19 protein-coding genes and 2 pseudogenes are annotated in these 23,560 nt (G+C 59.6%); 3 read left to right on the top strand and 18 right to left on the bottom strand.

The genetic code is table 11. The features are described from left to right. Positions 1–1,164: 1,164 nt before the first annotated feature. From QA644_RS31210 to QA644_RS31200, 3 genes are read left to right on the top strand one after another with little or no spacing between them, the layout of a single operon-like run. A complete protein-coding gene (locus QA644_RS31210; protein ID WP_283072957.1) occupies positions 1,165–2,523 on the top strand; it encodes a nodulation protein NfeD in 1,359 nt (452 codons plus the stop codon). Between the two features lie 28 nt (positions 2,524–2,551). Next, positions 2,552–3,337 carry a slipin family protein gene (locus QA644_RS31205; RefSeq protein ID WP_194730581.1) on the top strand — a complete coding sequence of 262 codons (786 nt, stop codon included), beginning with the start codon at positions 2,552–2,554 and terminating at the stop codon, positions 3,335–3,337. A 3-nt stretch (positions 3,338–3,340) separates the two neighbouring features. Beyond that, a complete protein-coding gene (locus QA644_RS31200; RefSeq protein ID WP_074072631.1) occupies positions 3,341–4,459 on the top strand; it encodes a site-2 protease family protein in 1,119 nt (372 codons plus the stop codon). Between the two features lie 338 nt (positions 4,460–4,797). Here the strand turns inward: QA644_RS31200 and QA644_RS31195 are convergent. The 18 genes and pseudogenes from QA644_RS31195 to QA644_RS31110 all read right to left on the bottom strand — a co-directional run. Continuing rightward, positions 4,798–5,253 (bottom strand): annotated as a pseudogene (locus QA644_RS31195) (alpha/beta hydrolase); the annotation flags it as partial. A gap of 62 nt (positions 5,254–5,315) precedes the next feature. Continuing rightward, the gene (locus QA644_RS31190; RefSeq protein WP_283074063.1) at positions 5,316–5,540 is read right to left on the bottom strand and encodes a hypothetical protein; all 225 of its coding nucleotides are present in this window, start codon (positions 5,538–5,540) and stop codon (positions 5,316–5,318) included. 62 nt (positions 5,541–5,602) lie between these two features. After that, entirely contained in the window at positions 5,603–6,409 is an 807-nt protein-coding gene (locus QA644_RS31185) for a DUF2092 domain-containing protein (RefSeq protein WP_283072956.1), read from the bottom strand. Positions 6,410–6,482: 73 nt separating this feature from the next. Then, positions 6,483–7,262 carry a transporter gene (locus QA644_RS31180; protein WP_283074062.1) on the bottom strand — a complete coding sequence of 260 codons (780 nt, stop codon included), beginning with the start codon at positions 7,260–7,262 and terminating at the stop codon, positions 6,483–6,485. A gap of 110 nt (positions 7,263–7,372) precedes the next feature. After that, a complete protein-coding gene (locus QA644_RS31175) occupies positions 7,373–8,992 on the bottom strand; it encodes a DUF1254 domain-containing protein (protein ID WP_283072955.1) in 1,620 nt (539 codons plus the stop codon). 182 nt (positions 8,993–9,174) lie between these two features. Beyond that, complete coding sequence (locus tag QA644_RS31170; protein WP_283072954.1) at positions 9,175–9,723, bottom strand: alpha/beta hydrolase; 549 nt, start codon at positions 9,721–9,723, stop codon at positions 9,175–9,177. Between the two features lie 55 nt (positions 9,724–9,778). Further along, the gene (locus QA644_RS31165; RefSeq protein WP_283074061.1) at positions 9,779–11,332 is read right to left on the bottom strand and encodes a DUF1254 domain-containing protein; all 1,554 of its coding nucleotides are present in this window, start codon (positions 11,330–11,332) and stop codon (positions 9,779–9,781) included. A 228-nt stretch (positions 11,333–11,560) separates the two neighbouring features. Continuing rightward, positions 11,561–12,616: an AraC family transcriptional regulator gene (locus tag QA644_RS31160; RefSeq protein WP_283072953.1), complete on the bottom strand. Its 1,056-nt coding sequence runs from the start codon at positions 12,614–12,616 to the stop codon at positions 11,561–11,563. 283 nt (positions 12,617–12,899) lie between these two features. Next, positions 12,900–13,435: pseudogene (locus QA644_RS31155) on the bottom strand (TOBE domain-containing protein); the annotation flags it as partial. Positions 13,436–13,561: 126 nt separating this feature from the next. Beyond that, entirely contained in the window at positions 13,562–14,209 is a 648-nt protein-coding gene (gene dhaL, locus QA644_RS31150) for a dihydroxyacetone kinase subunit DhaL (RefSeq protein ID WP_283072952.1), read from the bottom strand. A 3-nt stretch (positions 14,210–14,212) separates the two neighbouring features. After that, positions 14,213–15,217: a dihydroxyacetone kinase subunit DhaK gene (locus QA644_RS31145; protein WP_074072629.1), complete on the bottom strand. Its 1,005-nt coding sequence runs from the start codon at positions 15,215–15,217 to the stop codon at positions 14,213–14,215. Between the two features lie 56 nt (positions 15,218–15,273). Further along, positions 15,274–17,139, bottom strand: a complete 1,866-nt coding sequence (locus tag QA644_RS31140; RefSeq protein WP_283072951.1) for a hypothetical protein — start codon at positions 17,137–17,139, stop codon at positions 15,274–15,276. Further along, a complete protein-coding gene (locus QA644_RS31135; RefSeq protein ID WP_194730585.1) occupies positions 17,136–18,170 on the bottom strand; it encodes a Gfo/Idh/MocA family oxidoreductase in 1,035 nt (344 codons plus the stop codon). The genes QA644_RS31140 and QA644_RS31135 overlap by 4 nt, the downstream gene beginning before the upstream one ends. 1 nt (position 18,171) lies before the next feature. After that, positions 18,172–19,236, bottom strand: coding sequence for an ABC transporter permease (locus tag QA644_RS31130; protein WP_074072626.1), 1,065 nt, complete (start codon positions 19,234–19,236; stop codon positions 18,172–18,174). Beyond that, positions 19,233–20,783 (bottom strand): sugar ABC transporter ATP-binding protein, encoded by a 1,551-nt coding sequence (locus tag QA644_RS31125; protein WP_283072950.1) that lies wholly within the window; start codon positions 20,781–20,783, stop codon positions 19,233–19,235. Before QA644_RS31125 ends, QA644_RS31130 begins: the two co-directional genes overlap by 4 nt. After that, a complete protein-coding gene (locus QA644_RS31120; protein ID WP_283072949.1) occupies positions 20,780–21,424 on the bottom strand; it encodes a DUF2291 domain-containing protein in 645 nt (214 codons plus the stop codon). Before QA644_RS31120 ends, QA644_RS31125 begins: the two co-directional genes overlap by 4 nt. A gap of 75 nt (positions 21,425–21,499) precedes the next feature. Continuing rightward, positions 21,500–22,441, bottom strand: a complete 942-nt coding sequence (locus QA644_RS31115) for a D-ribose ABC transporter substrate-binding protein (RefSeq protein ID WP_074072624.1) — start codon at positions 22,439–22,441, stop codon at positions 21,500–21,502. 82 nt (positions 22,442–22,523) lie between these two features. Then, on the bottom strand, positions 22,524–23,351 hold the full coding sequence (locus tag QA644_RS31110) for a phosphogluconate dehydrogenase C-terminal domain-containing protein (protein ID WP_283072948.1): 828 nt from the start codon (positions 23,349–23,351) through the stop codon (positions 22,524–22,526). Between the last annotated feature and the right edge of the window lie 209 nt (positions 23,352–23,560).

Raw genomic sequence — 23,560 nt, 5'->3', positions numbered from 1 at the left:
GCATTAGGTTTCGGTGTGGTTTTCGCAACAGAGCGAGACGCCTTGCGCAGACTCCGCGCAGCATCCAGGTCAAAACCGCCGCACATTAGGTAGAACCCGGCAACGCGGCTGATCTTCCCGACCAACCGCAGATGAAGGAGCGCTTCACATCCGAGATGCGCACCGGATGACTCTCCGCCAATCAGGACGCGGTCTACGCCGATATCAGCAAGATGATCGACGAAGGTACTTCTGCCTTTCAACGTTCTCGACCGGACCGAATGATCCGCCCCCTAGTTCCGTTGACCGTTAATCTCAGCAACTGCCGACTGATGCGCCTCGTGCCTTTTAGCCGTCCCTCCCCACAAGGCCAGCAAAATGACAGCAATGATCAGGTAACAAATTTTGCTCGATAAGGTTCGCAACGCACTGTTGCCACGCGTACACTCGAACTCGCTCAATTATTCGCGCTCCCTACTGTTGGGCGTTGTTTGACGCCATATTTAATGCTTTAGAAAAGTTGCATGAACGTCCAAATATGGGAACCTAATGTGCGTGAGGCGTATGGCTTCAACGCGCCCGTTGGATGATGCGGCGTTTCCTGCATCTCGCGCAGTCCCTTGATGGCGGTTGCCGTAGCTTCCCATCATGCGTCCATGCCCGAGATTCGATTTCGGCAAATCGGCGTCGGCCTCACCCAGACAATGCCCTTGAGCCGATCGGTGTATTCGATGGGTGGTTTTCTCACCGTAAAGCGGTCGAACCCAGCCTGCAATTTGCCATGCCACGCCCTCCTTGAAGCCGCCCCTGACGCTCCCGACATGGACCAGCCCGTCCACCCTTACGCGCGCCGTGAGTTTCCAGCGATATCTTGGCTTTCATCGTTCGGTGTCCGACGTCCCAGGACCCAGGACGGCTAAGATCGGGCAATATAGCTGTCAATGCTGTGTCAGCTGGAATAACAACAGAGGCGCCGAAATGACTTCGCGGAGCTTTTGTGTCGATACTGTTCTGTCGCAAGCGAGTTCAGCTAAGCAAAATGAGACGAACGGGAGCCTAGGACCCGTCGTTAGCCTCGTGCGCGGCGGAAAAGAGGATCGCCTTACCATTTGGCCGCCGCGCCATATATTCTCGAATATGAATATCCTATGGAAGAGGCCAAGGCGCTCAGGGATTTGGCGGCGAATGTCGCCGATACTCGCCTTGTCGTTGATCCTGATTTCGCCGTTCGCTTCCGCAGCTTCTGCGTTTGCAGCAGAGCGCGTTGCCATCGTGCTGAAGTTGAACGGTGCTGTCGGACCAGCGATGGCTGACTATGTGAAACGCGGTCTTCAACATGCCGATGAAACCAGTGCGAGCCTGGTCGTCCTGCAGATGGACACGCCGGGCGGCCTCGACACTTCGATGCGGGACATCATCCGCGCGGTCATCGCCTCGCCAGTGCCTGTGGCAAGTTTTGTGGCACCGAGTGGCGCACGTGCTGCCAGTGCCGGTACTTATATTCTCTACGCCAGCCACATTGCAGCCATGGCCCCGGGCACCAATCTGGGCGCAGCGACACCGATTTCGCTTGGTGGAAGCCCTTTCGATGGCGACACGGAACCGGGCAAGGATGAACCGAAGGAGCCGGGCAGGCAGCCGCAGTCACCACGTAATGCCAGTGAAGCGAAAGCCGTCAACGATGCTGTCGCCTATATTCGCGGACTTGCCGAACTGCGCAATCGCAATGCCGACTGGGCAGAGCGCGCCGTGCGCGAAGCTGCAAGCCTTTCATCAGCCGCCGCCGCACGAGAGCATGTCATCGACTATACCGCAGCCACCATCGAGGATCTCCTGAGGCAGGCTCAAGGGCGCATGGTGCGGGTCGGCCAAAGGGATATCCTGCTCGAAACCGCCGGGCTTGCTGTTCACGTACTCGAACCGGATTGGCGAACGCGTCTGCTTTCCGTGATTACCGATCCGAACATTGCCCTTATCCTCATGGTGGTTGGCATATACGGGCTGATCTTCGAATTTCTTGCCCCGGGAACACTGATGCCCGGTACAATCGGCAGTATCTGCCTGCTACTTGGACTCTATGCCCTGGCATTGCTGCCGGTCAGCTACGCCGGCGTTGGATTGCTCGCCCTTGGTGCCGGCTTGACAGTGGCCGAGGCGCATGCGCCCTCTTTTGGCGCCCTCGGCATCAGCGGCGGGATTGCGCTGGTGCTCGGTGCGGCTCTTCTGTTCGACACGGATCTCCCCGAGCTCGAAGTCTCCTCGTCCGTACTGGCCGGCATCGCCATTGCCTGTTTCGCTTTCAGTCTCATCGTTGCCCGGCTCGCAATCGTTTCGCATGGGCGCAGAGTCGGCACCGGCACCGAGCAGATGATCGGTATTTCGGGCAAAGTCGACAGTTGGAAGGGCGCCTCGGGATATGTCATCGCGCATGGCGAACGCTGGAGGGCAACCTCCAGCGAACCGCTCGTCGCCGGCGATAGCGTTAGGGTGACCGGTCGAAACGGGCTGACTTTAGACGTCGTCCGCCGGGCGCAGGAGACTTAGCGGCTTTCAGAAAGCAGGAGGAAGCGTCATGGGCATTTTTGCAGAACTCGCATTTTATCTTGTGGTCATCCTCGTTTTGCTGCTCGTCATCGCATCGGCGATCAAAATCCTGCGCGAATATGAGCGCGGCGTCGTGTTCACGCTCGGCCGCTTCACCGGCGTCAAAGGCCCCGGCTTGATCCTGTTGATCCCCTATGTCCAGCAAATGATCCGGGTGGACTTGCGCACGCGGGTGCTCGATGTGCCCGGTCAGGACGTTATCTCACATGACAATGTCTCTGTCCGCGTCAGCGCTGTCATTTATTTCAGGGTCATCGATCCGGAAAGATCGACGATCCAGGTCGAGGACTTCATGGCGGCAACGAGCCAGCTCGCTCAAACAACGCTGCGTTCGGTTCTCGGCAAGCATGATCTTGACGAGATGCTGGCTGAACGCGACAAGCTCAACAGCGACATTCAGGAAATCCTGGATGCCCAGACCGACGCATGGGGCATCAAGGTCGCCAATGTCGAGATCAAGCATGTGGACATCAATGAATCCATGGTCCGCGCGATCGCCCGGCAGGCGGAGGCCGAACGCGAACGGCGCGCCAAGGTCATCAATGCCGAAGGTGAGCAGCAGGCTGCAGCAAAGCTGCTTGAAGCCGCCGAAATCCTCGCCAGGCAGCCGGAGGCCATGCAGCTTCGCTATCTAAGTACGCTGAACGTGATCGCTGGCGAGAAGACCTCGACGATCATATTTCCTTTTCCGATGGAGCTCGGCAATCTCATGCCGTTAAAATCGGCCCAAGCTTCGCAAAGCTCAAGGGGATGATCGATGGGTTGGTCCTTCAAGATGGGTACGATCGCCGGCACGGCCGTACGGGTTCACATTACCTTTGCGCTGCTGCTCGTCTGGATTTGGATGACGCATTACCGGATCGGAGGCATGCAGGCGGCCTGGGGCGGCATCGCCTTCATCATCGCCGTCTTCGTCTGCGTCGTGCTGCACGAGTTCGGTCACATTGCCGTTGCGCGCTACTTCGGGATCAAGACGCCTGATATCACACTGCTACCGATCGGCGGCGTCGCCCGTCTTGAACGCATGCCCGAGGTGCCTCATCAGGAGCTGCTGATTGCCATCGCCGGCCCACTCGTCAACGTCGCGATTGCGGCGCTGATCATTCTTGCCATCGGCGCGTCAGCGGGCATCGAGCAGATGGCCGATGTCGAGGATCCTGGGGGCGGTTTCCTGGCTAGGCTTGCCGGCGTCAATATCTTCCTCGTACTTTTCAACATGATCCCCGCCTTCCCGATGGATGGGGGCCGGGTGCTGCGGGCTGCCCTCGCATCGCGCTTCACCTGGTCACGCGCGACGCAGATAGCCGCTACGATCGGCCAAGGCCTTGCCTTTGTTTTTGGTTTCGTCGGCCTTCTTTACAATCCACTGCTGATTTTCATCGGCATCTTCGTCTACCTCGCAGCAACGGCGGAAGCGCAGAATGCGCAGATCCGCGAGCTCTCCAGCAGAGTACTAATCAGCGACGTGATGGTCACCAAATTCGTAGAACTTGAACGCTCGGCGAGTATCGACGAGGCGATCGAGATGCTGCTTGCGACAACCCAGCGCGAGTTTCCGGTAACCGATTCCGCCGGCCGCTTTGAAGGGCTGCTGACGCGCGACGACATGATACGCGCCTTGAAGGACAAAGGTCCGGACACGCCGGTTGCAAGCGCGATGCGTACCGACATTCCGAGAATCCATCATCGCAAAAGCCTTGAAGATAGCTTGCGTTTGATGCAGCAGGGAAATGTGCCGGCGATCGCGGTCGTGGACGGTGCTGATCATCTCATCGGTCTTCTGACGCATGAAACGATCGGAGAAATGATGATGGTTCGTGCGGCCGTAGCTGACGGTTTTCGCTTCGGCCGCCTGCGCAGATCCAAGTCCTTGTAGGTCCCGCGCAAGAAGACGCAGTCCGGGCAAACCCAACGTCTTGCGCCGCTTTGATTGTGAGGCAGCCCTGACATCGCGCCGATAATCTTGCAAGCCAAGTAGCGCCCGTTGCCGACGCGCCTGCTGACGCAGTTAGATGGTTCTAAGGGCTACGACATCGCCCGCGACGTGAAAATCGATGACCCTCGGCGCACTCATGGACGACGCATTGTCTATGGTGTGAGTTCGAGCCGCCACGACAAGGGTCGTGAGACGAGGTTGCGTGCTTGGCGAAAATCTCCTCAAGACCGCCTTGGTCGAACAATCCGAGTCGCGTCGCATTCAACAGATTTCTCACAGGAGGGCCATGTCGCAAGAACCGGGACGCTATGTGCACCGGAATCGTGAACGATCTGTGCGAAACGGAAGACCGCGTCCTCGAAATGATTGTTGAACCCGTGGATGAAGACAAGGACGCTGCGGTCCGGGCTTTTGCGCACGGAACGGCTCAACCAGTTTTCGGCCGCCGGCCGATCGATTTCCTGCGCCTTGACTGTCGCAAAATCCGTTGCCGGGTTCGGGGGAAGCTTCCGTGGCCAGGAGACCTCGCCCGCTTTACGGGCGCTATCGGGCGGCACGGATACCGTGATCGCGGCGAAGTTTGGAGTGAACGCTCGTTCGCCGCTGAACATCTCGCCCGGCTTATCGGCACGACCCCGCGTCGTTGCGACCAGCATTGCGACCTGACTGGCGGATGGCGATGGGGCGACTGGTTGCAAGACACCCGTCGGGCAGCTGGCGCACGCCACCAGCATTGTCGCAAGGACGCCTGCAGTAACGGGCAAATGCCTCCAGCACGATTTGTGTGGATGTCGGACTACGGGCATCGGTAGCCAACGATATTGCCATAGGAATCCCGGACCGGCACGCATTGCGGGGCATAATAAGTCGAAGCTGCCGCCCCGGCGTAAACGGCGCGACGGGTCGTCCGGCGTGCGACGCCCGCGTAGCTGACTGGCGTCAATGGCCGCCCAATCCTTGCTTGCGCCTGCGAAATCAGATCAGCCGGGCGCTCCGGAAGGAGCGCGCCACTCCAGAACATCTCAAGGACCCCGATGGCGGCGGCGAGCATGTATGTTGCAGTTCGACGAATGGCCATCTCCACTACTCCTTCTGCGCTTCTGCCGGAGCCGGCAGTTCGCCGACATCAGCCAATGCGGTGAATTCGATCGATTTCGCGCCCTGAGGCGCGGCGAAGGTAAAACTCTTTGCGTCGGGTTCCGTGCTGGTGTCCCAAGACTTGATCCGTAGCGTGTATTGCGGAGCGGCCGCCAGGGTCTTGCTGGTAATGACATATTTCCGCGGGATCGGAGTGGCGCCGAGCTCGACCCAGAGCTGCCAATCCGTTTCCTGATTGCGGAATGCCAGATGTTCGCATTCAACACCGTCGACAACGCCGTGACCGATGTGCTTTGCTTCGATTACGCCGGCAACCAGCTCATCATACATATTGGAGAGCAGCAGATCGGCGCCCGGCATTTCAATGTTATGCTCGGCTCTCAGACGATCGATCATCTGGTCGAGCGATCCAGGCAATTTAAGCTGCGCGAAGGTGTTGCTGTGCTTTCCAAGCACAGTGGCCGTCTTTCCGTCATAAACGAGTTCGATGTCGGTATAGCCGCCCGTGCGCGTAACCCGCAGCTTGTCCGGCCGGTGCAAGGCTGCTTCGCCTGAAGAGTTGAACTGCAGTTTCTCGAGCTCAGGTGTGATCACCTCGATATCGACGTCGTACTTCAACACGACGTGTTTCTGTCCAGTCACGTAGTCGGACATCGCTTTCAGGATTTTCTTCGCGTCCTCACCCTCGGCGCGCGCCGGCTGCGAGACCGCAAGTGCGAGCAGAAATGTCAGGGGCGCCAGTCGTGCCAAGGTTCGAACGCGGCCTGATCTGTCATTCGTTAAGCTGTCCATCCTTGCCTCCTCTTTGCAAGCTCGGGCCAAAGCCCGGAACACCGCACCTCTTTGCTGCGCCATTGCCGATCCCCTATTTCGCGGGGAACAGGAAGGTCACGCCGACACGGACGCCGAAGCCGTCGGGACCGCCCGGCGGGCTATCGACCCAATAGCGCACGCCGGCGCTCAGGCTGACCGGCTGCTTCCCGAACTTCACCAGCTTCGATAAGGTGGCGTTGATCGGCACAGACCATTCGTCGGATTCCCAGTTGTATGTACTTTCCGTATTGAGCGTGAACGTCCAGGCATCGGCCGTCGTGTAAGAGACGAAGGGCTGCAGAAACGTCGAGTTGATATCGGCGCGATCGTCGTTGCCAGCGAAGGACCAGATATGGTTGGCGAGAAATCCCACCGTCCAGGGGCCATCCTGCTTCAAAGCGACACCGGTCGGGCCAGCGCCCCATTTCCCGCCGCCAAGCTCTGAATCGGTCGCCGTCGGCAACAGGAAGACTGGCCCGACGCCCCAGATTATTCCGCCTGGGCCAGGAGTCTTGGGCGAGAAGAACAGGCTCTGGGTGATGTCGCCGAGGCCGAACTGGGTCCCCGAAGCGCCGACCACGTCGTTTTGCCATGCAATTGGCAGAATCGTACGCGATATGAGGTTCCAATCCTCGTTCAGCGAGATGGGGACAACCGGCTGGACATTGACGAACGCCTTGTCGCCCTCGGCGGGCCCATAGCCGGAATCGTAATTGAACTGGAAGGGAACGCTGATCAGAGAGGCGATCGGGTTGGATAGCTGCTTGGCGAGATCGGCATCCTGCTCCTGCGCACCGGCTACAGATGCGAGAAACAGGCTTGTTCCGAGCATCGCGCCGGACAGCAGCCGCCTGACAGGCTCACACTTCATGATCACGATCTCCAACCTAATTGCATTTTCGCCGTTATCCGTTCGGGTTTCGGTCACCCCGAGCCTCCTGATCACTTCGCCAGTTCGATCTCGCCCGGCCTCCACTCCTTCGTGAAGAAAGGTTCGAGCGGGCTGTAGAGCCGCAGAACCGTCCACCAGCCTTTTCCCGGCACGGTCTGGATCCAGTTGCCTCGAGCCACGCCCTCGGGCTGCTCCGGCGCAAACCAGATGGTCGTTGAGCCATCGGCATTGGCTTCGGCTTTCGGAGATGGAAAGCTCTGGCTGCCGGCACGTGGATAGCCTTGCGGCGTATCAAGTTCCGAGCGGGTCATGTTGTCGTACAGCGTGAACGACCAGAAGTTCGCCTCCGGGATGTTTGGCGGCAGCGTCACCTTGTAGGTTTTGGCGCCGTCGAAGTAGTTCTTGTCGGCGTCGAGCGTCGCCAGCAGATACTGCGAACCGATGCCGGGCACGCGCATGGCCATGGCAGGCGTGATACCGGTATAGCCGTAAAAGAATGTCGTGCGCGCATCCAACTGACGGTACCCGGTGGGGGGGAAGGGCTTGACGCCCTCCGGCGTGACGTCCGGGATCGGCGTCTCGAACTCGTAGCCGGAAACAAACAGCGGATTGAGCCAGGCGGAGCCGGGATAGTACTGCCAGCTCGGATCGCGCCCGTTCATCACCAAAGTGCGGGCCGTGGCGTTGGCAACGGCGAGCGCGTCGGTCATGATCTTCTTCATTCGTTCGTCCGGCGCGAACGGCTTGCCCTTGACGATCCCGATCGCAGCTATCGGGCCCATCAGTTCGGGGTTGAGCGAACCGCTCGGTTCCCGCTGAACGACCTCGTTGAGCATCTCGAAGTAGCTCCAGTCGTTTGGCATCACAGTGTTCATCACCTTGCCGGTCCCTTCGTGGAAGACGGTGGGCGGCGGGGAAGTGATTTTTCCGAGCTTGGCCTTGCCGGCGAGGAAGTCGGCGACAGGTGTGCCGACACCGCCAGACTCGTAGGCATAGATCTTGAGAAGCTTGTGGATCGCGTCGACAGCAGGCTTGGGATCGCTCTTGTTCTCAATGAACATCCGGCCGAACCACCAGTGGATGTAGCTCGGCGAATGGGCGACGTAGAACCCGCCGGCCGGCAATTCTCCTTGGTAGTCCGGTGGCACGATCAGGTACTTGCCGCCCTGGCCGCGGTCCGGGCCGGAAACGCCCGTGTCCGTCACCCAGCGGAACCAAGCGTCATCGACACCGCCCAGCACGCCTGGCGGCACTTCCAGGACTATAGGACCCTTGCTGAGGTCGAGCATGGACATGACGTAAACCGTGTCTGCATTCGGCGTCAGGAACAGCGACTTGGCGTCCATCAGCTTCGAGAACACGATAACTTCATTGTCCTTGACGCCGGCATCCTGAAAACCTTGATGCAGTGCTTCGATGCTGACCCCTTGCATGGTGTTCATGAAGGCGTTGAAGGCGTGCGTGAAGTCCAGGTGATCATAGACTCTCTTCATGGTCTCCGGGCTCGGCGCGCCGTCCTTGAATTCGAGCGCGCCGATGGAGGTCTCGACCTTGTCGGGCGTGATGAGCGAAGCGGGAATTTCCGCGGCGGACACTCCGCCGAGGATGAGACTACTCGTCGCCGCGAGCAACAACGCCAATGCTGCAAGCTTGTGCTGGATAGGCTTCATGCTTGTTCCCTTCTTTCTGCTTTCCCTCTGCAGGTCACTGCCTATCGCCAAGCTTTCGGATAAAGTCGGCAACGTGCGAGGCAGCCGTTGCCGGCTGTTCCAAGGGCATCAGATGCGCTGCGCCCGGCACGTTGACCAGCGTTGCCCGATCGCCGAGTTCCTTCTTTAGAATCTCGCCGTTCTCAGGTGGCGCGATCTGGTCCTCCGCACCTTGCAAGATCAGATATTTGGTCTCTCCCGGAGGTGCCCACCAAGCGTCGAGGGGAGTGCTTTCCGCTGCCGCCTGTTCGATAGCAGCCGCTCTCGGATCGAGAGAAGGTTTGAAAAGCTTCCAGATGCGGGCGGAATCTGCAGGAGTTGCCCGCCACGTTTGCCGAACCAATGTTCAAGGCCTTGATCACTCCCGCGACGTCGTCCGCCATCGTCGCAAGCGTAACGCCCTCGCTTGGACCCGTGCTCTTGCCCGAACCGCGGAAGTTGATGCTGACTACCCGATGGCCGGCTTTGGCAAGGGCGGCGGCCAAGCCATCTAAGTAGCCGACCGTCAGAGTTCCACCCGGCAGCAAGACTATGGGTTCGCCTTCTCCACGGCTGAAGTATTCGATTTTGGAGTCCGTCAGTTCGACGAGACCCGTCTCGACAGTCTGAGCCAGGGCAACCGTTGCCGGAATCGGTAGCGCCAGCCAAGCGATGAACAGGGCAAGCATAGCTACGAGCTTTGTCGGGTTCATGTGCGCACACTCCTGTGCGGGGTTGGGTGACATGATCTTTCAATACCAGCGACTATCACTGCACGAGTTCGATCTCGCTCAGCCGCCATGACTTGTCGAAGAAAGGCTCCAGCGGGCTGTAGAGGCGAAGGATCGTCCACCATCCCTTGCCGGGCATGGTCTGGATCCAGTTGCCGCGCGGCACTCCTTCCGGCTGCTCGGGGCTAAACCAGACGGTAGTCGTGCCGTCCGCGGCGGCTTCGGCGGCAGGCGAGGGATAAGTCTGGCTCCCGGCACGCGGATATTTCTGCGGCGTCTGCAGCATCGAGCGGGTCTGGTTGTCGTAAACCGTGAACGACCAGAAATTCGCCTCCGGAATGTTCGGCGGCAACGTCACCTTGTAGGTCTTGGCGCCGTCGAAATAGTTCTTGTCGGCATCCACGAAGCCCATGAGATACTGCGACCCGACATTGGGAAGTCGCATGATCATTCCGGGGGAATCCATCGTGTAGGCGTAGTAAAACGCGGCCCTGGAATCGAGCGTGCGCGCGCCGGTTGACGGCACCGGATCGAAGAAGCCCTCCTTGGTGATGCTCGGCGGTGGCGTTTCAAAGGTGTAGCCCCCCTGCCACAGCATGTTGGACCATCCTGAATCCGGATAGTATGCCCAACCGGGATATTCGTTCGAGCGCCAGTTCAGCGTCCGGCCAGCAGCGTTGCCCATGGCGGCCGCTTCGGCGAGTATCTTCTTCATCCGCTCGTCGGGATTGAAAGGCTTTCCCTTCACGATGCCGATGGCGGCCAATTGACCCGAGAGTTCGGGACTGAACGAGCCGGCCGGCTCCATCTGAACCAGCTTGTCGACCATTTCGAAAAAGGAATAGTCGCTCGGCGGGATGGTGTTGAACGCCTTGCCGCTGCCCTCGACGAACTTCGTTTCGGGAGGGGGCGGATTGGTTGCGAGCCTGACCTTGCCTTCGAAGGCCGTGGCGATGCTGGTACCGTATCCGCCGGGCGTGTAAGGATAGATTTTGAGGTTCTTCTTGATCAGGTCGACGCTCGGCTTTGGATCGCTTTTCTCCATAAAGGCGCGAACGGCATAAAGAAGATGATTTGTTTTCGAGCGGCCGACATGGAAGCCACTGTCGGGAAGCGGGCCGTCATAGCCTGGCGGCAAGAACAGATACCTGCCCCCTTCGCCGCGGTCAGGACCCGGAAAGCCGATGTCGATCACCCAGCCGAACCACATGTCGTTGATCGTGCCGAGCGCCTTGGGTGGAACTTCGACCACCAGCGGGCCCTTCGTCAGGTCGAGCGTCCCGACGGTATAGATCGTATCGGCGTTGGCGGTGAGAAAGAGCGAATTCGAATCCATCAGGTCGGAGAAGATGACGATCGAGTTGTCCTCCGCGCCGATGCTTCTGAAACCTTCGCGGATTGCATAGGCGGAGGCCCCGCTGTAGCTGTTGAGATAGGCGTCGAGGGCGCGCGTGAAGTCCAGCGTGTCGCGGACCTTCTCGATAGTTTCCTTGCTCGGTGCCCCGTCCTTGAACTCAAGCGCTCCAAGGTGCGTCTCGACCTTATCCGGCGCGGAAAGCGACCGCAGAACGTCGTCGGGAACCTGGGCCATGGCAATACCGGTTTGTGCCACAAGGAATGCTGCGAACCCGGTGACAATGGACGGTCTCTTCATTGCATTTCCCCCCTTTTTTGGCTGTTCCCATCCCCCGATAGCTGACGTCGGCCGCGGCCGCAGTCATGCGTGTGCCAGCTCGCCCGCCTTCAAGCTGCCAGAAATTGGCTCAATGCTATGCTCCAGGTTGTTGTCCGTCCTGTCATTTCGCGACAAAATAAAAATTCAGGAATGGCCGGTATTCGTGCGGCTGCCGGACTTCCTCTGAGGAGCTTGCGATCGACGGAACTCCGAGGGCTTGAGCCCGGTCCAGTGGCGAAACGCCCGCGTGAAATTCGCCGGGTCGGTGTAGCCAAGCTCATAGGCGACATCGATCACCCGAACGCTCGGATCAGACATCAACCTCAATGCGGTCTCGAAGCGAACCTCGGCCAGGAGATCTGAATATTCCTCCTGGGATTCGGACAGGTACCGTTGCAGGGTGCGGGGATGCAGGCCCACAGCCTCGGCAACATCACTGAGCTGACAGCGCCCCTGGTTCATCAGCGCCGATATCACCTGCTTGATCGAACCCGCAAAATCGCCCGCAGGCGCCGAGGACTCGAAGGCCGTCTGATCGTAGTTGTCGCCACACTCGTTTCCGGACCAGAACCAGCGCATGGGCCGGTTCAAAAGTTCCGCCGGAAAGACAATACCCGTAAATTCCGACTGCCTTAGACGTGCGCCGTCAAAGACCTTCCGCACCGGCCCGAGGTCAAGGGCCGGATTGGGCGAGAGCACTTCACCCGGCTGCCAGGAAGGTCCGGCGGTCAGCCGCACGAGATCCCGCAAGAGCAGCAGCGCGCACTGCTGCGCGTATCGGCTGCCGGCTGCCGTCTCGCAAGTATAGGCATGAAAGATGTGCACGTCGTTCCCGGTGCGGGACCACCAGATGCGTTCAGCCGAACTGTAGAGCGGGAATTTCGAGTGGAGCTTGCCGAGCGCATCGTGAAGGGTCAATGACCGTCGCAGGCTCCTTCCGAAGGCGCCCAGGCTTTCAATCCGCGCCTGCTCGCCAACGGCGAAGCCAAAATCGGGCAAGCCCACGGCGCGAGCACTTCTGTCCAGAAACGAGTGGGCCAATTGAACGGGAACGGGCGCTTCCGGATCTCTTTGCACAAGGGCCGGGACGAGCGCCTTTTCGAGCACGCGCTCGACCGGCGCACCGATTTTTTCCATGAACTCCACGAAGGGAAGGTACGCGCTGCCGCGAACCAGGGGCGTACCAAATGTGGCCGGCATATACTGCACACCTTACAATGTCACTTGAGAAAAGGCGCAATCAGAAAGTTCAGTGCATGCAATATACGACGAATATGACCGTTTGTTAATATACCGCGAGACGATCGGGGAGATTGATGGTTCGTGCAGCAGCAGACGGCTTTCGCTTCGGCCGTCTGCGCAGGCTTCGATCCGAGTCCCCGGCAAGTCTGAGTTCGTGCGGGAGACGAGCACACCCCGCGAGATGACCTCTTGCCCTGCGATTTAGGTCTATTTGCAGTAGGCCGCCGCCGATTAACCGGGCCTAAGCTTCAAGGCGCTGCTGGGTCTGCCTGTCGAAGAAATGGACCTTGGCCGACGAAAGACAGCTTCACGTGCTGTTCCGGAATTAGCTCCACGCGTTGGCGGACGACCCAGGTCAGTTCCTTGCCTTCGATCTCTACCGCGACATGCGTTTCCGACCCCGTAGGTTCGACGACCTTGACCACCGCGTCCACGCCGTTCTCACCGCCCAAGGCGATGTCCTCCGGGCGAATGCCCAACGTTAGAGATCGATGTGCAGAGCTGGCCGGGGCCTGCGACAGCTTCACGCGTGAACCACCAGATCGCGACAATGCAGGACCTCCGGTCTCCTGCAGGGTTCCCTCGAGAAAATTCATCGCGGGGAACCCAGGAAGCCTGCAACAAAGATGTTGCGGGCCTGTCGTAGAGCTCAAGCGGGCTGCTGATCTGTTCGACGCGGCCACCTTCAAGCACGACGATCTTGTCGGCCATGGTCATGGCTTCGATCTGATCGTGAGTGACGTAGACGATCGTGGTCTTCAGGCGCTGGTGCAAAGCTGTTGATTATGGATCAGCTCCTTATTCCTCAGAACACGGACATCCTACTCGATGTCCTCGGAGGGCGGGTCAGCCTGTAATCAAACAGCCGCCCTCTTATTTGCAGATGTCAATTGGAATGATGAGCTAACCATCACGCGTAGCCGCGAACCGCGCCATCGCTTCAATCATAATGACGGCCGACGCCGCGCCCGGGTCGACGTGTCCCACCGCCCGATCACCCAGCCGGGCCGCGCGACCCTTGCCGGCGATCATGCCGCTCGTCGCCTCACAGCCTTCGCGCGCCGCTTGAACGGCCGCCGCCAAGCATTGGGAAAGGGAAGCTCCTTGACGCCGGGCATCCAGCGCAGCGTTGGCCGCCGGCCCCCAGGCGTCCATCATTGTTTTCTCGCCGAGCTCTGCCTTGCCGCGCTCATGGATGCCTTGAACCATCGCCGCGACAACAGATAGGAAGTCGTCGTCGCTCAATGCCTGCTTTTCCTTCGCGGCAGTTCCGGCGCGCATGAATGCCGTGGCATACAAAGGCCCCGAGGAAGCGCCGACCGCGTTCAAAAATGCCTTGGCGGCGGTGTTGAACACAGGCGTCGGCGCAGTCTGGGTGGAGTCGAGTTCGCCAACGGCCTTCGCGACTGCCTGGCAACCAGTGTCCATCGCGAGGCCATGGTCCCCATCGCCGATGACACCGTCCAACTCGCAAAGACGGTCGCGGTTATTTGCCATCTCCTCGGCGATGAGCGCAAACAGGTGCTGAAGATCCCTGGTTGTGATCGCCATCGTTCACCTCGTAAACATGGCGCAATCGCAGGGGTGGTCGATCAAGCGCTGAAGCTCCCCATCGAGGTGCATGACGGTGATCGACGCGCCGGCCATCTCAAGCGACGTGCAGTAATTTCCGACGAGTGACGTGTGGATGACAAGTCCGGTATCATCAAGCCGGGACTTCACGCGACGCATCATGATGTAGAGTTCCATCATCGGAGTCGAACCCAAAGAGTTGACCAGGACTGCGACACGATCGCCGGGACTGGCATTCATCTCCCGAAGAATGCTGTCCATGAGTTCGTCGGTCACCTCGTCGGCCGTTTTCAGCGGCCCGCGAGCCACGCCGGGCTCTCCGTGAATTCCCATCCCGATCTCCATCTCGTCTTCGCCGATCAGGAAGTTCGGTCTGAGCGTCTGAGGCAGCGAGCACGGCGAGAGCGCGACGCCCATCGTGTAGGTCCGCGAATTGGCGTGCCGGGCGGCGCGCTCGACGTCGTCGAGGGAATACAGAAGATCGCATGCCGCACCAGCGGCCTTGAATATGAAAACGTTGCCCGCCACGCCGCGTCGCTTGTGCATTTGATCCGAAGGGGCCGAGGCAACGTCGTCCGTCGTCAGAACGGTCCGCACTTCTATGTCGTCCAGGGCAAGCATTTCGGCGGCCATATCGAAGTTCATGACGTCGCCGGCATAATTGCCATACATGAAAAGAACACCGGCACCGCCGTCGACGGCTTTGGCGGACGCGATAATGGGATCGGGCGGCGGCGATGCGAATACATTGCCTACAGCAGCAGCGTCTGCGAGCCCCTTGCCGACAAAACCGAGGAATGTCGGTTCGTGCCCGGATCCGCCGCCGATGACCAGCCCGACCTTGCCTTTGCGAGGCCCGTTTTTGGCAATGATCGCCCGTGGCATGTCCTCGGCCGCATAAAGATGGTCCGGATGAGCCGCCAGGACACCTTGCAGCATCTCATCGACGACGTTTGCACCGGAATTGATAAGCTTCTTGGTCTTCACGCCGATCCTCCCCTGATCCAGGCACGATGTCATAGATGCAGTTGCGACGCTGAAGGTCAATCCGCAAGTGGCAAGACCGTTGTCGCGAGCGGGGCGAGTTGAAGGATTGCGCTCGCATCTCCTGACACTGTCGTGCACGCGCCACGATCGATGGTTTGTTCGCTGCCCGTCAGGTTGACAATGTGAAGCCTTGCCGCTCTGGTGCCGTTAACGACAAATGCCAGGACCTCGGCGGGGGAGGAGGACAGGCACTCCTGCCAGGATGAACCAGCCAATGCAGACAGCGTCCGCACCGTATTGAACAGCGGGCGCCGGCCACCTTCCTGGATCGGTTCAGTCGGACCGGCGATCAAACCAAACGGACCGGTCAACGCCGATAGCGTCAGGCATTCGAGATCGGCATCCAGCACTCGGATGGCGTAACCAAGTGCAAAGGCCTCCGCGAAACGTCCGTTATGGCGCGGGTCGCGGTTGGCCATGGGGATGCGTGCACCCGACGGATTATCCATCGTGCGGCTGCCATAGGGGTTCTGTCGCATTGCGATGGTCGACGGGCCGATCCGGTAGGGCTTCCGGCCGTAGATGGCACGCACGGAGCGCGTGATGAAAGGCAGGGCCTCCAATGACTGCATGACGCTGAGATCGTCGGCCGCATGCACGATGGGGTTGGTGCAGTGGCTGATGAAGTCAAGGGGTCCGTCCGGTACCTGTTTGCGGTTGAGTTCAGTAAAATAGCTCAGCATGCCGCCGCCGATGCGAATGCCCGAAAAGGCCGAGCGGGCTCCCGCGTAGACCTCTTCAAGAGGTGGGCAGTCGGGCCATTTGCTGCCGGGCGGTGTTGATTGCCGGTCGACCGAGGGCGAGATCATGATCGCATCCGGTTTGAATTCCGCCGACTGCATCTGTCGGGCAACCTCGGCCGCCTCGAAGAATGGGGATTGCTTGCAGGGAAGTGCGATCTCCAGCGTCGAGCGTCCGCGGTGAATGGCGGCGATTGCGGCGAACCGGTTGAGTGCTTCGACGCCATGTCCAGAACCAGGATCGAAATGGAAGAGGAGTTCCTGGGGAGCGATTTCCGATAGTATCGTCTTTGCCGACAGCGTCGCATCGGCTTCCTCGGGTGTAATGATTAGACCGATTGCCGGCATGGTACCGGTCCGCGCCCCGAGGTTGAGTTTTATAGTTTTGCCGAAGGCCGCAGCCGAGGGGCGTTGGCCGCGGCGGCCATCCCTGATGATGAGCGATGCTTTCTGCCGGACGGGCTGATTTTTTGGAATTGCATAAGGCCACGGAAGGGCGAGTGGTCTGACGTAAGTCTTGAATGAGGCATCCGACCAGTTTCTCTGGTCTTCCATTTCAAAGCTGTCGCCCTCCATCCTGCATTCGGCCTTGACGGCAGGCATGACGTCATGGCTGATGGCGCGCATCTCCTTGAACGGTTGCCACGGCTCGATCAAATCAGGAAACCTTGTCGCGACGATCCTGCCGTCGACGTGCTCGACGGCAGCCCGCGTTCCGGCTATTCCAACGATCGGATGCAGGATACAGAAGCCGCAACGGTTGGTCTCGAAGCCTGTTTCCGAGACAGCTTCGGCCTCGAAGTCGAGCCGGTCGGTGCTTCCAACGATGCGAACGTCGATGACGAGCGTCGTGTGCTGCGGTCCGTCGCACAGAGCCCGGTAGCCGACCTCGAAACGATCGTCCTTCTGGCTGATCTTGAGGTCGGAGATCTCCGGGCTCAAGGTGCCCCAGTCCCGGTCGCGCACAAGGTAGGAGATTGCTCTCAGCACCTCGCTTCCGTCATAGGTAATGGTGCGGAGGCTGCCATTGGCAAGATCGGCCTCCAGTTTTCCGGCACGCAGTCGGACCGGCTTCGGTTCGACGAGGCGGGTGCCGTAGAGCAGAAATGGATCGACCGTCATTGCAGCATCGCTCCGACATCGATCGTCTGACCCTTCGCCGCGCTTTCATAGGCTCCCTCGACGAGTGCGAATGTCCTCAGATTGTCGGCGCCGGAGGTCGAGTGTTCCATGCCGCGCTTCAACTGGTCGACCCAGTGCTGCTGGATCGCGTACACGCTCTCCTGAATGTTATGCCAGGGCCGTGACGCCCATGGCAGCAGCTTCGGAGACACGTTCGTGGTGGTGGTGCCCTGCGCGTTGGTCACTTTGAGGCCGTAACCTTGGGTGAGCCGGATCGTGCCCTCGGATCCATCAAGCTCGACCAACGTCTCGGGGAACGGTTCGGTCGAAAGTTTCGTGGCATAGCTGACGTCGACGACCGATGTGGCGCCGTTTTTGTGGTCAAGCAGGATAGTCGCGACGTCCTCGCCCTTGATCTTGGGGTTGATCCGCGTCGTGCGGGCCGTGACTGCCGAGACGTCGCCGAGGATGTAGCGCGCAATGTCGAGTGCATGGATGCCGAGGTCCTCGATGATGAACCGCTCACCTTCTGCCAGATACGGCTGTCCCGAGAAGACGTCATAGCCGGAACGGAAGGAGAAACGTCCCCAGAAGGGTGTGCCGATTGCGCCCGCCTCCAGCGCCTTTCGAACCGCCTGGATCGGCGTCTGCCAGCGGAAATTCTCGTGCACCATCAGCGCAACGCCGGCATTGCGGCACGTCTCGACCATGATCTTTGCATCCGACAGCGTCTTGGCAAACGGCTTCTGGCAGATGGCCGGCACCTTGTGCCGGGCCGCCATTTCCACCAGGGCGCGGTGGCTCTCTACCGTCGTGGCAATATCGACGAAATCGAAACCGCCGTCTGCAAACAGTGCTTCGGCATCGCTATAGCGACGATCGATGCCGAACTGATCTCCGACGACCCTCAACCTTGCCGGATCGCGGTCACAGATCGCGACGATCCTGGCGCCTTCGACATCGTTCCATGCGTGCATCTGGTTGATCGCGAAAAAGCCGCAGCCGATCAATGCACCTTTCAATTCGGTCATTTCAACCCGCCTTTGCCATCTGCATGAGAGTAACGCGTTGCTGCAGTCGACGCTGGGCCTGATCGACAACCACGGCAATGATAATCACCAGTCCCTTGATGACCATCTGCCAGAAGGACGAGACTCCCATCATCACCAGCCCGTCCGACAGGATGCCTATGACGAAGGCGCCAATAATCGTTCCGCCGATCGTCCCGCGGCCGCCCGACATCGATGTTCCGCCAAGAACCGCTGCAGCGATCGCGTTGAGTTCGAAGCTCTCACCCGTCGCCGGGTGCGAGGCCATAAGTTCCGATGAGATGATGACGCCGACGATGGCCGCGCAAAGGCCGGAGAACATATAAACGAAGATCTTCACGAGATCGACGCGGATCCCCGACATGCGCGCTGCGCGCTCGTTGCCACCGACGGCGAAGATATGACGGCCGATCGGCGTCGAGCGCGCGACATAAGCTGCAAGCAAGGCGAGCGCGATGAGGATCCAGATCGATACCGGCAAGCCGAGCACCCGACCTGCGCCAAAGAAGTCGAAGCCGGTCGTGGCATATTCAGGCCGGCCGACAAGGTTCGGAAAGGTCTGACCGTCTGAGGAAAGCAGCGCGAGACCGCGGGCGATATACAGGGTGCCGAGCGTCGCAATGAACGGGGCAACATTGAGCTTCGTAATGAGCAGCCCGTTGATCAGCCCGATGATCAGGCCAATCGAGAGCGTGATCAAAACGATCTCGAACAGGTTGAAATAGATGGTGTAGCCGATTGGCAGCTCGATGCCGTAAAGGATCAAACCGCCGGCGACCATGCCGCAAAGCCCGACGATCGATCCGACCGACAGGTCGATGCCGCCGGTGATGATGACGAACGTCATGCCCATCGCCAGGAAGGCATTGAGCGCGACGTGTTTTGACATCAGGATCATGTTCGCAGTCGAGGTGAAGTTCGGTGCGAAGATCGCGAAGAACACGATGACGGCGAAGAGCGCGATGAAGGTTCTGAGCTTCATCAGCGTCAGGAGGAAAGAGCCGTTCGCGCTCGCCGGCGATGAGGTGGATGAAGTAGCGGCCGTCATGACGCGTGTTTCCCTTGATGTCCATGTCCCTTGGCTGAAGCCTGGACAATGGCTTCTTCCTTTGCCTCGCTGCGATCGAAAACGGCCACCAGTTGGCCGTTGCTCAAGACCGCGATGCGATCGGAAAGCGCCATGACCTCTTCGAGGTCAGAAGTCGAAAACAGAATGGCGAGCCCGTTTGCCGCCAGCCGGCGCATGGTACGGAAGACATCGGCCTTGGCGCCTACATCGATGCCGCGGCTTGGCTCGTCCATCAAAAGCACTTTTGGGTTGGTCATCAGCGCCTTGCCGATGACCACCTTCTGCTGGTTGCCGCCCGACATCGAGGTCACTTCAAAATCCGGGTTGGGCGCCTTGATCGAGAGGTCCCGGATCGCATCGCGAATGGCGTTCTTCTCGGCGCCGCTGTCGATATGGAAGAGGCGGGTAAAGCGACCAAGGCTTGCCAAGGTCAGGTTGGAGGCGATGGAGAGCACCTGGACCAGTCCCTCCCGCTGCCGGTCTTCCGGAATGAGCGCAAGCCCGCGGCGGATACGCCTGGTGGTATCGCGGGCGCGTACTTCCTTGCCTTCGATGAAGATCTTGCCCGTCGAGTGCAGGTGACGTCCGATCACGCATTCGAAGAATTCGCTGCGCCCGGCGCCCATGAGACCATAGATGCCGAGAATTTCGCCCGCTTTGACGGAAAGCGAGACATTGTCGACCGCAAGCCCGCCCGTCGGTCGCGGCAGGCTGATGTTTTCGGCACGGAAGACCTCGTCTCCGACGGCGTGATCTGCCGATTTTGCGAAATCCTTAGCATCAGAGCCGATCATGGAGCGCACGATCCAGCGTGTATCGATATCGCGAACCATCGCCTGGCCGGTAATCTGGCCGTCGCGCAGCACCGTGATGTAATCGCCGATGCGCATCAGCTCTTCAAGCCGGTGTGAAATGTAGACGATCGCCACCCCCTGAGCCTTCAACTCCGCAATCACCTTAAAGAGGACTTCGACTTCGGCGGCCGAGAGGGCAGAGGTTGGTTCGTCCATGATCAGGATGCGTGCATTCAGCGACATCGCCTTGGCGATTTCGACGAGCTGCTGCTGGCCAATCGGCAGATCCTCGACCATCGCTTCGGCCTCGATTCCGGCATCCAGACGCTTCAGAAATTCATTGGCTTTCGCGGCCTGTGCCTTGTGGTCGATGCCGAACAGGCCGCGTGTGATCTCGCGAGTGGCGAAGATGTTCTCCGCGACCGACATGTTGGCGAAGAGATTGAGCTCTTGAAAGATCATGCCGATTCCGTAGGCTTGCGCATCGGCCGGGCTGGCGAACGAGACCGGCTCACCATCCAGGATGATGCGGCCGAGTGTCGGGCGCTCGACCCCGGCGATAATCTTCATGAGCGTCGATTTGCCCGCGCCGTTTTCGCCGACCAGGACGTTAACGGCACCTCGGTGCAGCTCGAGATTGGCGCGCTTGACCGCGACGATGCCGGAATAGACCTTCGACACGTCGTCGAGGCGCAGGATAATGTCGTCCTTCGGTGTGGCGATCGCCGTCATGATGCCACCGTCAGTTGGCAAGGCGTAACAAGTGGAAGCTGTCCGCTGTTTGGCAGAGGGAAGGCCCCGATGACGGTCACTGTTTTGCCGGCTAGGCCGTCGCGGAAGATAGCGGACAGGAAGGCGGTATTGGCCTTCTCGTTGAACGCCTTGCCAAACTGCGCCCACTCGATCTGGTTCTTGAATTCGTTGAAATTGACGAAGTCGAGCGTGTCGCGCAACGCCGTGCCGCGTAGAGCCGGCCCGATCTGGACCTTTGCATCGGCTTTTCCGTCGCCATCGGCGTCGACATCGAGCGTTGCTGCACGCGATGCCGTGTCGGCCGCAATGACCTTGCCGGTGAATTTCACCGCATAGGTCCACGGCGAGCTGCTCTGCTTGCGCGGGTTGCCATATCTCTCTCCTGCCTGGTCTGGGCTGGAGGTGGCCAGCTGCAAGACTTCTTTCAGCTCGCCTGCGCGCTTCTCGAAATAGGGTACGACCTGGGGCTGCCAGATTGCCTCGACCTTTGCATTCGGGTCGAAGGCGGTCTTGGCCGCTGCCGCCGCCTTTTCCTCTGCGGTCGGTGTCTTGATGATCTTGCAACCGGGCAAGGCCGCCGCCACGACTGCAGCGAGCAGAGCGCCCTTCATTCTCAACATGCAATGAACCTCGACGTCATACAATATGCACTGCAGAGGGCGCAGTGCTGCGCCCTCTGCAAGACACGGCTGCGGTTAGTTCGTGAGCGCGAAGGTCTCGAGCTTGTCAGCATTGTCGGCGTTAACGAGAACGCAGTCCATGAGCTGCTTTTCTTCTTTGGGTGTCGTCTTGTTCTTGATGTAGGCGTCTGCCTGTTCGACGGCCAATTGCGCCTGGGCATAGGCCGGCTGCAGGACGGTCGCCTTGATGCCGCCGGATTTGATGGAGTCGCGGACATCGTTGGAACCGTCAAAGCCGACGACGATCACGTCCTTGCGACCGGCAGCCTGGAGGGCTGCGATCGCGCCCATGGCCATCGTGTCGTTGCCCGAAATCACGCCCTTGATGTCGGGATTGGCCTGGAGGATTGTCTCCATCTTCGAATAGGCTTCGGTCTGGCTCCAGTTCGCCGACTGCTTGGCGACCAGTTTCAGGTCCGGATAGTCGTCGATAACGTCATGGTATCCCTGGGAGCGGATGCCGGCATTGGTGTCGGACTCCTTGCCCACTAGCTCGACATAATTGCCCTTTTCACCCATCAACTTGACGAACTCCTGCGCACCAAGCTGGGCACCCTGGTAGTTGTTGGAAACGATCTGGGCAACGGCGACCCCCGTCGCATTGATTTCGCGGTCAATCAGGAAAGAGGGGATGCCCGCATCCTTGGCCTTCTTGACGGCCGCGACAGAGGCGTCTGCACCGGCATTATCGAGGATGATGGCCTTGGCGCCCCTTCCGATTGCGGTGTCGATCATTTCGGACTGCTTGTTGGCGTCATCGTCATGCGTCATGACGAGCGCTTCGTAGCCAAGTTCCTTCGCCTTGGCCTCAGCACCGACGGCTTCGGCCTTGAAGAAGGGATTGTCATGGGCCGGCGTGATGATGGCGATAAGGTCGGCCGAATATGCCGGAATGGCCGTTGCGAGCGCCATTGCGCCGGCGAAGGCCGCAATTGTCAATTTACGTGTTAGTCTCATTTTCTCCTCCCGGGTGTGAATGTGAATAGCGCCCCGTCTCCCTTGGGGCGGTTGAGGGGAGGCGTTGCCTCCCCAGGTCAGTTCAGGTGATACGCCGGATGCTTTCGGCGATCTCCTGTGGTTCGAATACCTTCTTCCAATCTTCGCGCATCAGCGCAGGGATGCCGAACTCGATCGCCTTGTTGCAGGCATCCGAAAACACGCCGTCAACTTCCTTGAAGATGACCGCGCCAAGCACGTTCATATGCCCGAGCAGGAAGTCGCGGGCCGCTTCCTCAGGCACGCCGCGCGCGACGCATTCGTCCATGGCCTGTCGCATGACGACGAGGAGCGATGCGCAGACGGTTTCCGACAAGCCAGGTTCGAGCATTGCAAGTTGGTCGACCGTGACCCGGTGCGAGCGCATGACGGGCGCCCAGATGACCTTGGCGATCTCCTCGCCGAGCGGGTATGCGCTTTCTGGTCCTTGCATCAGCGCCGAAACAATGTGCTGCTTGGCGAACAACCCCCCGAAATGGTCCTTCTTCGCCTGCATCTCCGTCTCGTCATTGAAGATTGGCGGATGGCAGGGATGGGTGACAAAATAGGTGAGATCGTCGCGCTTTGGCAGATGACCGGCAAAGGGAGCCGCAGCGTCCAGGGCCACGACCATGGTGGCGGGCTTGAGCTTGTCGACGATGCCTGCCGCGACTTTTCCGATCGCCGTGTCCGGCACGGCAAGGATGACCACTTCCGCGCCATCAAGGGCGGCATCGACCGGCATGCATTCGAGGTTGAGGTCATTCTTCAGTCGGACTTTGCCGGCGTCGCTAACCTCGACATGGCGCACGTCGAAACGCGAACCCTTGAGATTCTTGGCAAGCCGATATCCCATTTTTCCGCCTGCGCCGAATAGGGCAATTCTAGTCATAATTTACCTCACCTTTTCTCAGTCCGATAGGATCACATGCTGGTATGATGAGTCAATCACTATATCACTAATAAAGATCACGATGCATGGTTTTCTTCGTCAAGCCGATCAATCGCCCGTCTTCCCGAAATGCTCGCGTTGGCTGTTCTTCAACATCATTGGCGCAAGATTTCGCCAGCGCCGACTTTGCGAATGGCGATGAAGGAAGG

This window comes from Rhizobium sp. CC1099 (assembly GCF_029714385.1).
GTDB lineage: Bacteria > Pseudomonadota > Alphaproteobacteria > Rhizobiales > Rhizobiaceae > Rhizobium.
Note: the sequence above shows the minus strand (reverse complement) of the source record. Positions and strands in the feature narration are given on the sequence as shown.

Coding starts and splice junctions, on each gene's coding strand:
- QA644_RS31210 (WP_283072957.1), top strand. CDS start 1,165: ATGTCGCCGATACTCGCCTTGTCGTTGATCCTGATTTCGCCGTTCGCT.
- QA644_RS31205 (WP_194730581.1), top strand. CDS start 2,552: ATGGGCATTTTTGCAGAACTCGCATTTTATCTTGTGGTCATCCTCGTT.
- QA644_RS31200 (WP_074072631.1), top strand. CDS start 3,341: ATGGGTTGGTCCTTCAAGATGGGTACGATCGCCGGCACGGCCGTACGG.
- QA644_RS31190 (WP_283074063.1), bottom strand. CDS start 5,540: ATGTTCTGGAGTGGCGCGCTCCTTCCGGAGCGCCCGGCTGATCTGATT.
- QA644_RS31185 (WP_283072956.1), bottom strand. CDS start 6,409: ATGGACAGCTTAACGAATGACAGATCAGGCCGCGTTCGAACCTTGGCA.
- QA644_RS31180 (WP_283074062.1), bottom strand. CDS start 7,262: ATGCTCGGAACAAGCCTGTTTCTCGCATCTGTAGCCGGTGCGCAGGAG.
- QA644_RS31175 (WP_283072955.1), bottom strand. CDS start 8,992: ATGAAGCCTATCCAGCACAAGCTTGCAGCATTGGCGTTGTTGCTCGCG.
- QA644_RS31170 (WP_283072954.1), bottom strand. CDS start 9,723: ATGAACCCGACAAAGCTCGTAGCTATGCTTGCCCTGTTCATCGCTTGG.
- QA644_RS31165 (WP_283074061.1), bottom strand. CDS start 11,332: ATGGCCCAGGTTCCCGACGACGTTCTGCGGTCGCTTTCCGCGCCGGAT.
- QA644_RS31160 (WP_283072953.1), bottom strand. CDS start 12,616: ATGCCGGCCACATTTGGTACGCCCCTGGTTCGCGGCAGCGCGTACCTT.
- dhaL (WP_283072952.1), bottom strand. CDS start 14,209: ATGGCGATCACAACCAGGGATCTTCAGCACCTGTTTGCGCTCATCGCC.
- QA644_RS31140 (WP_283072951.1), bottom strand. CDS start 17,139: ATGACGGTCGATCCATTTCTGCTCTACGGCACCCGCCTCGTCGAACCG.
- QA644_RS31135 (WP_194730585.1), bottom strand. CDS start 18,170: ATGACCGAATTGAAAGGTGCATTGATCGGCTGCGGCTTTTTCGCGATC.
- QA644_RS31130 (WP_074072626.1), bottom strand. CDS start 19,236: ATGACGGCCGCTACTTCATCCACCTCATCGCCGGCGAGCGCGAACGGC.
- QA644_RS31125 (WP_283072950.1), bottom strand. CDS start 20,783: ATGACGGCGATCGCCACACCGAAGGACGACATTATCCTGCGCCTCGAC.
- QA644_RS31120 (WP_283072949.1), bottom strand. CDS start 21,424: ATGTTGAGAATGAAGGGCGCTCTGCTCGCTGCAGTCGTGGCGGCGGCC.
- QA644_RS31115 (WP_074072624.1), bottom strand. CDS start 22,441: ATGAGACTAACACGTAAATTGACAATTGCGGCCTTCGCCGGCGCAATG.
- QA644_RS31110 (WP_283072948.1), bottom strand. CDS start 23,351: ATGACTAGAATTGCCCTATTCGGCGCAGGCGGAAAAATGGGATATCGG.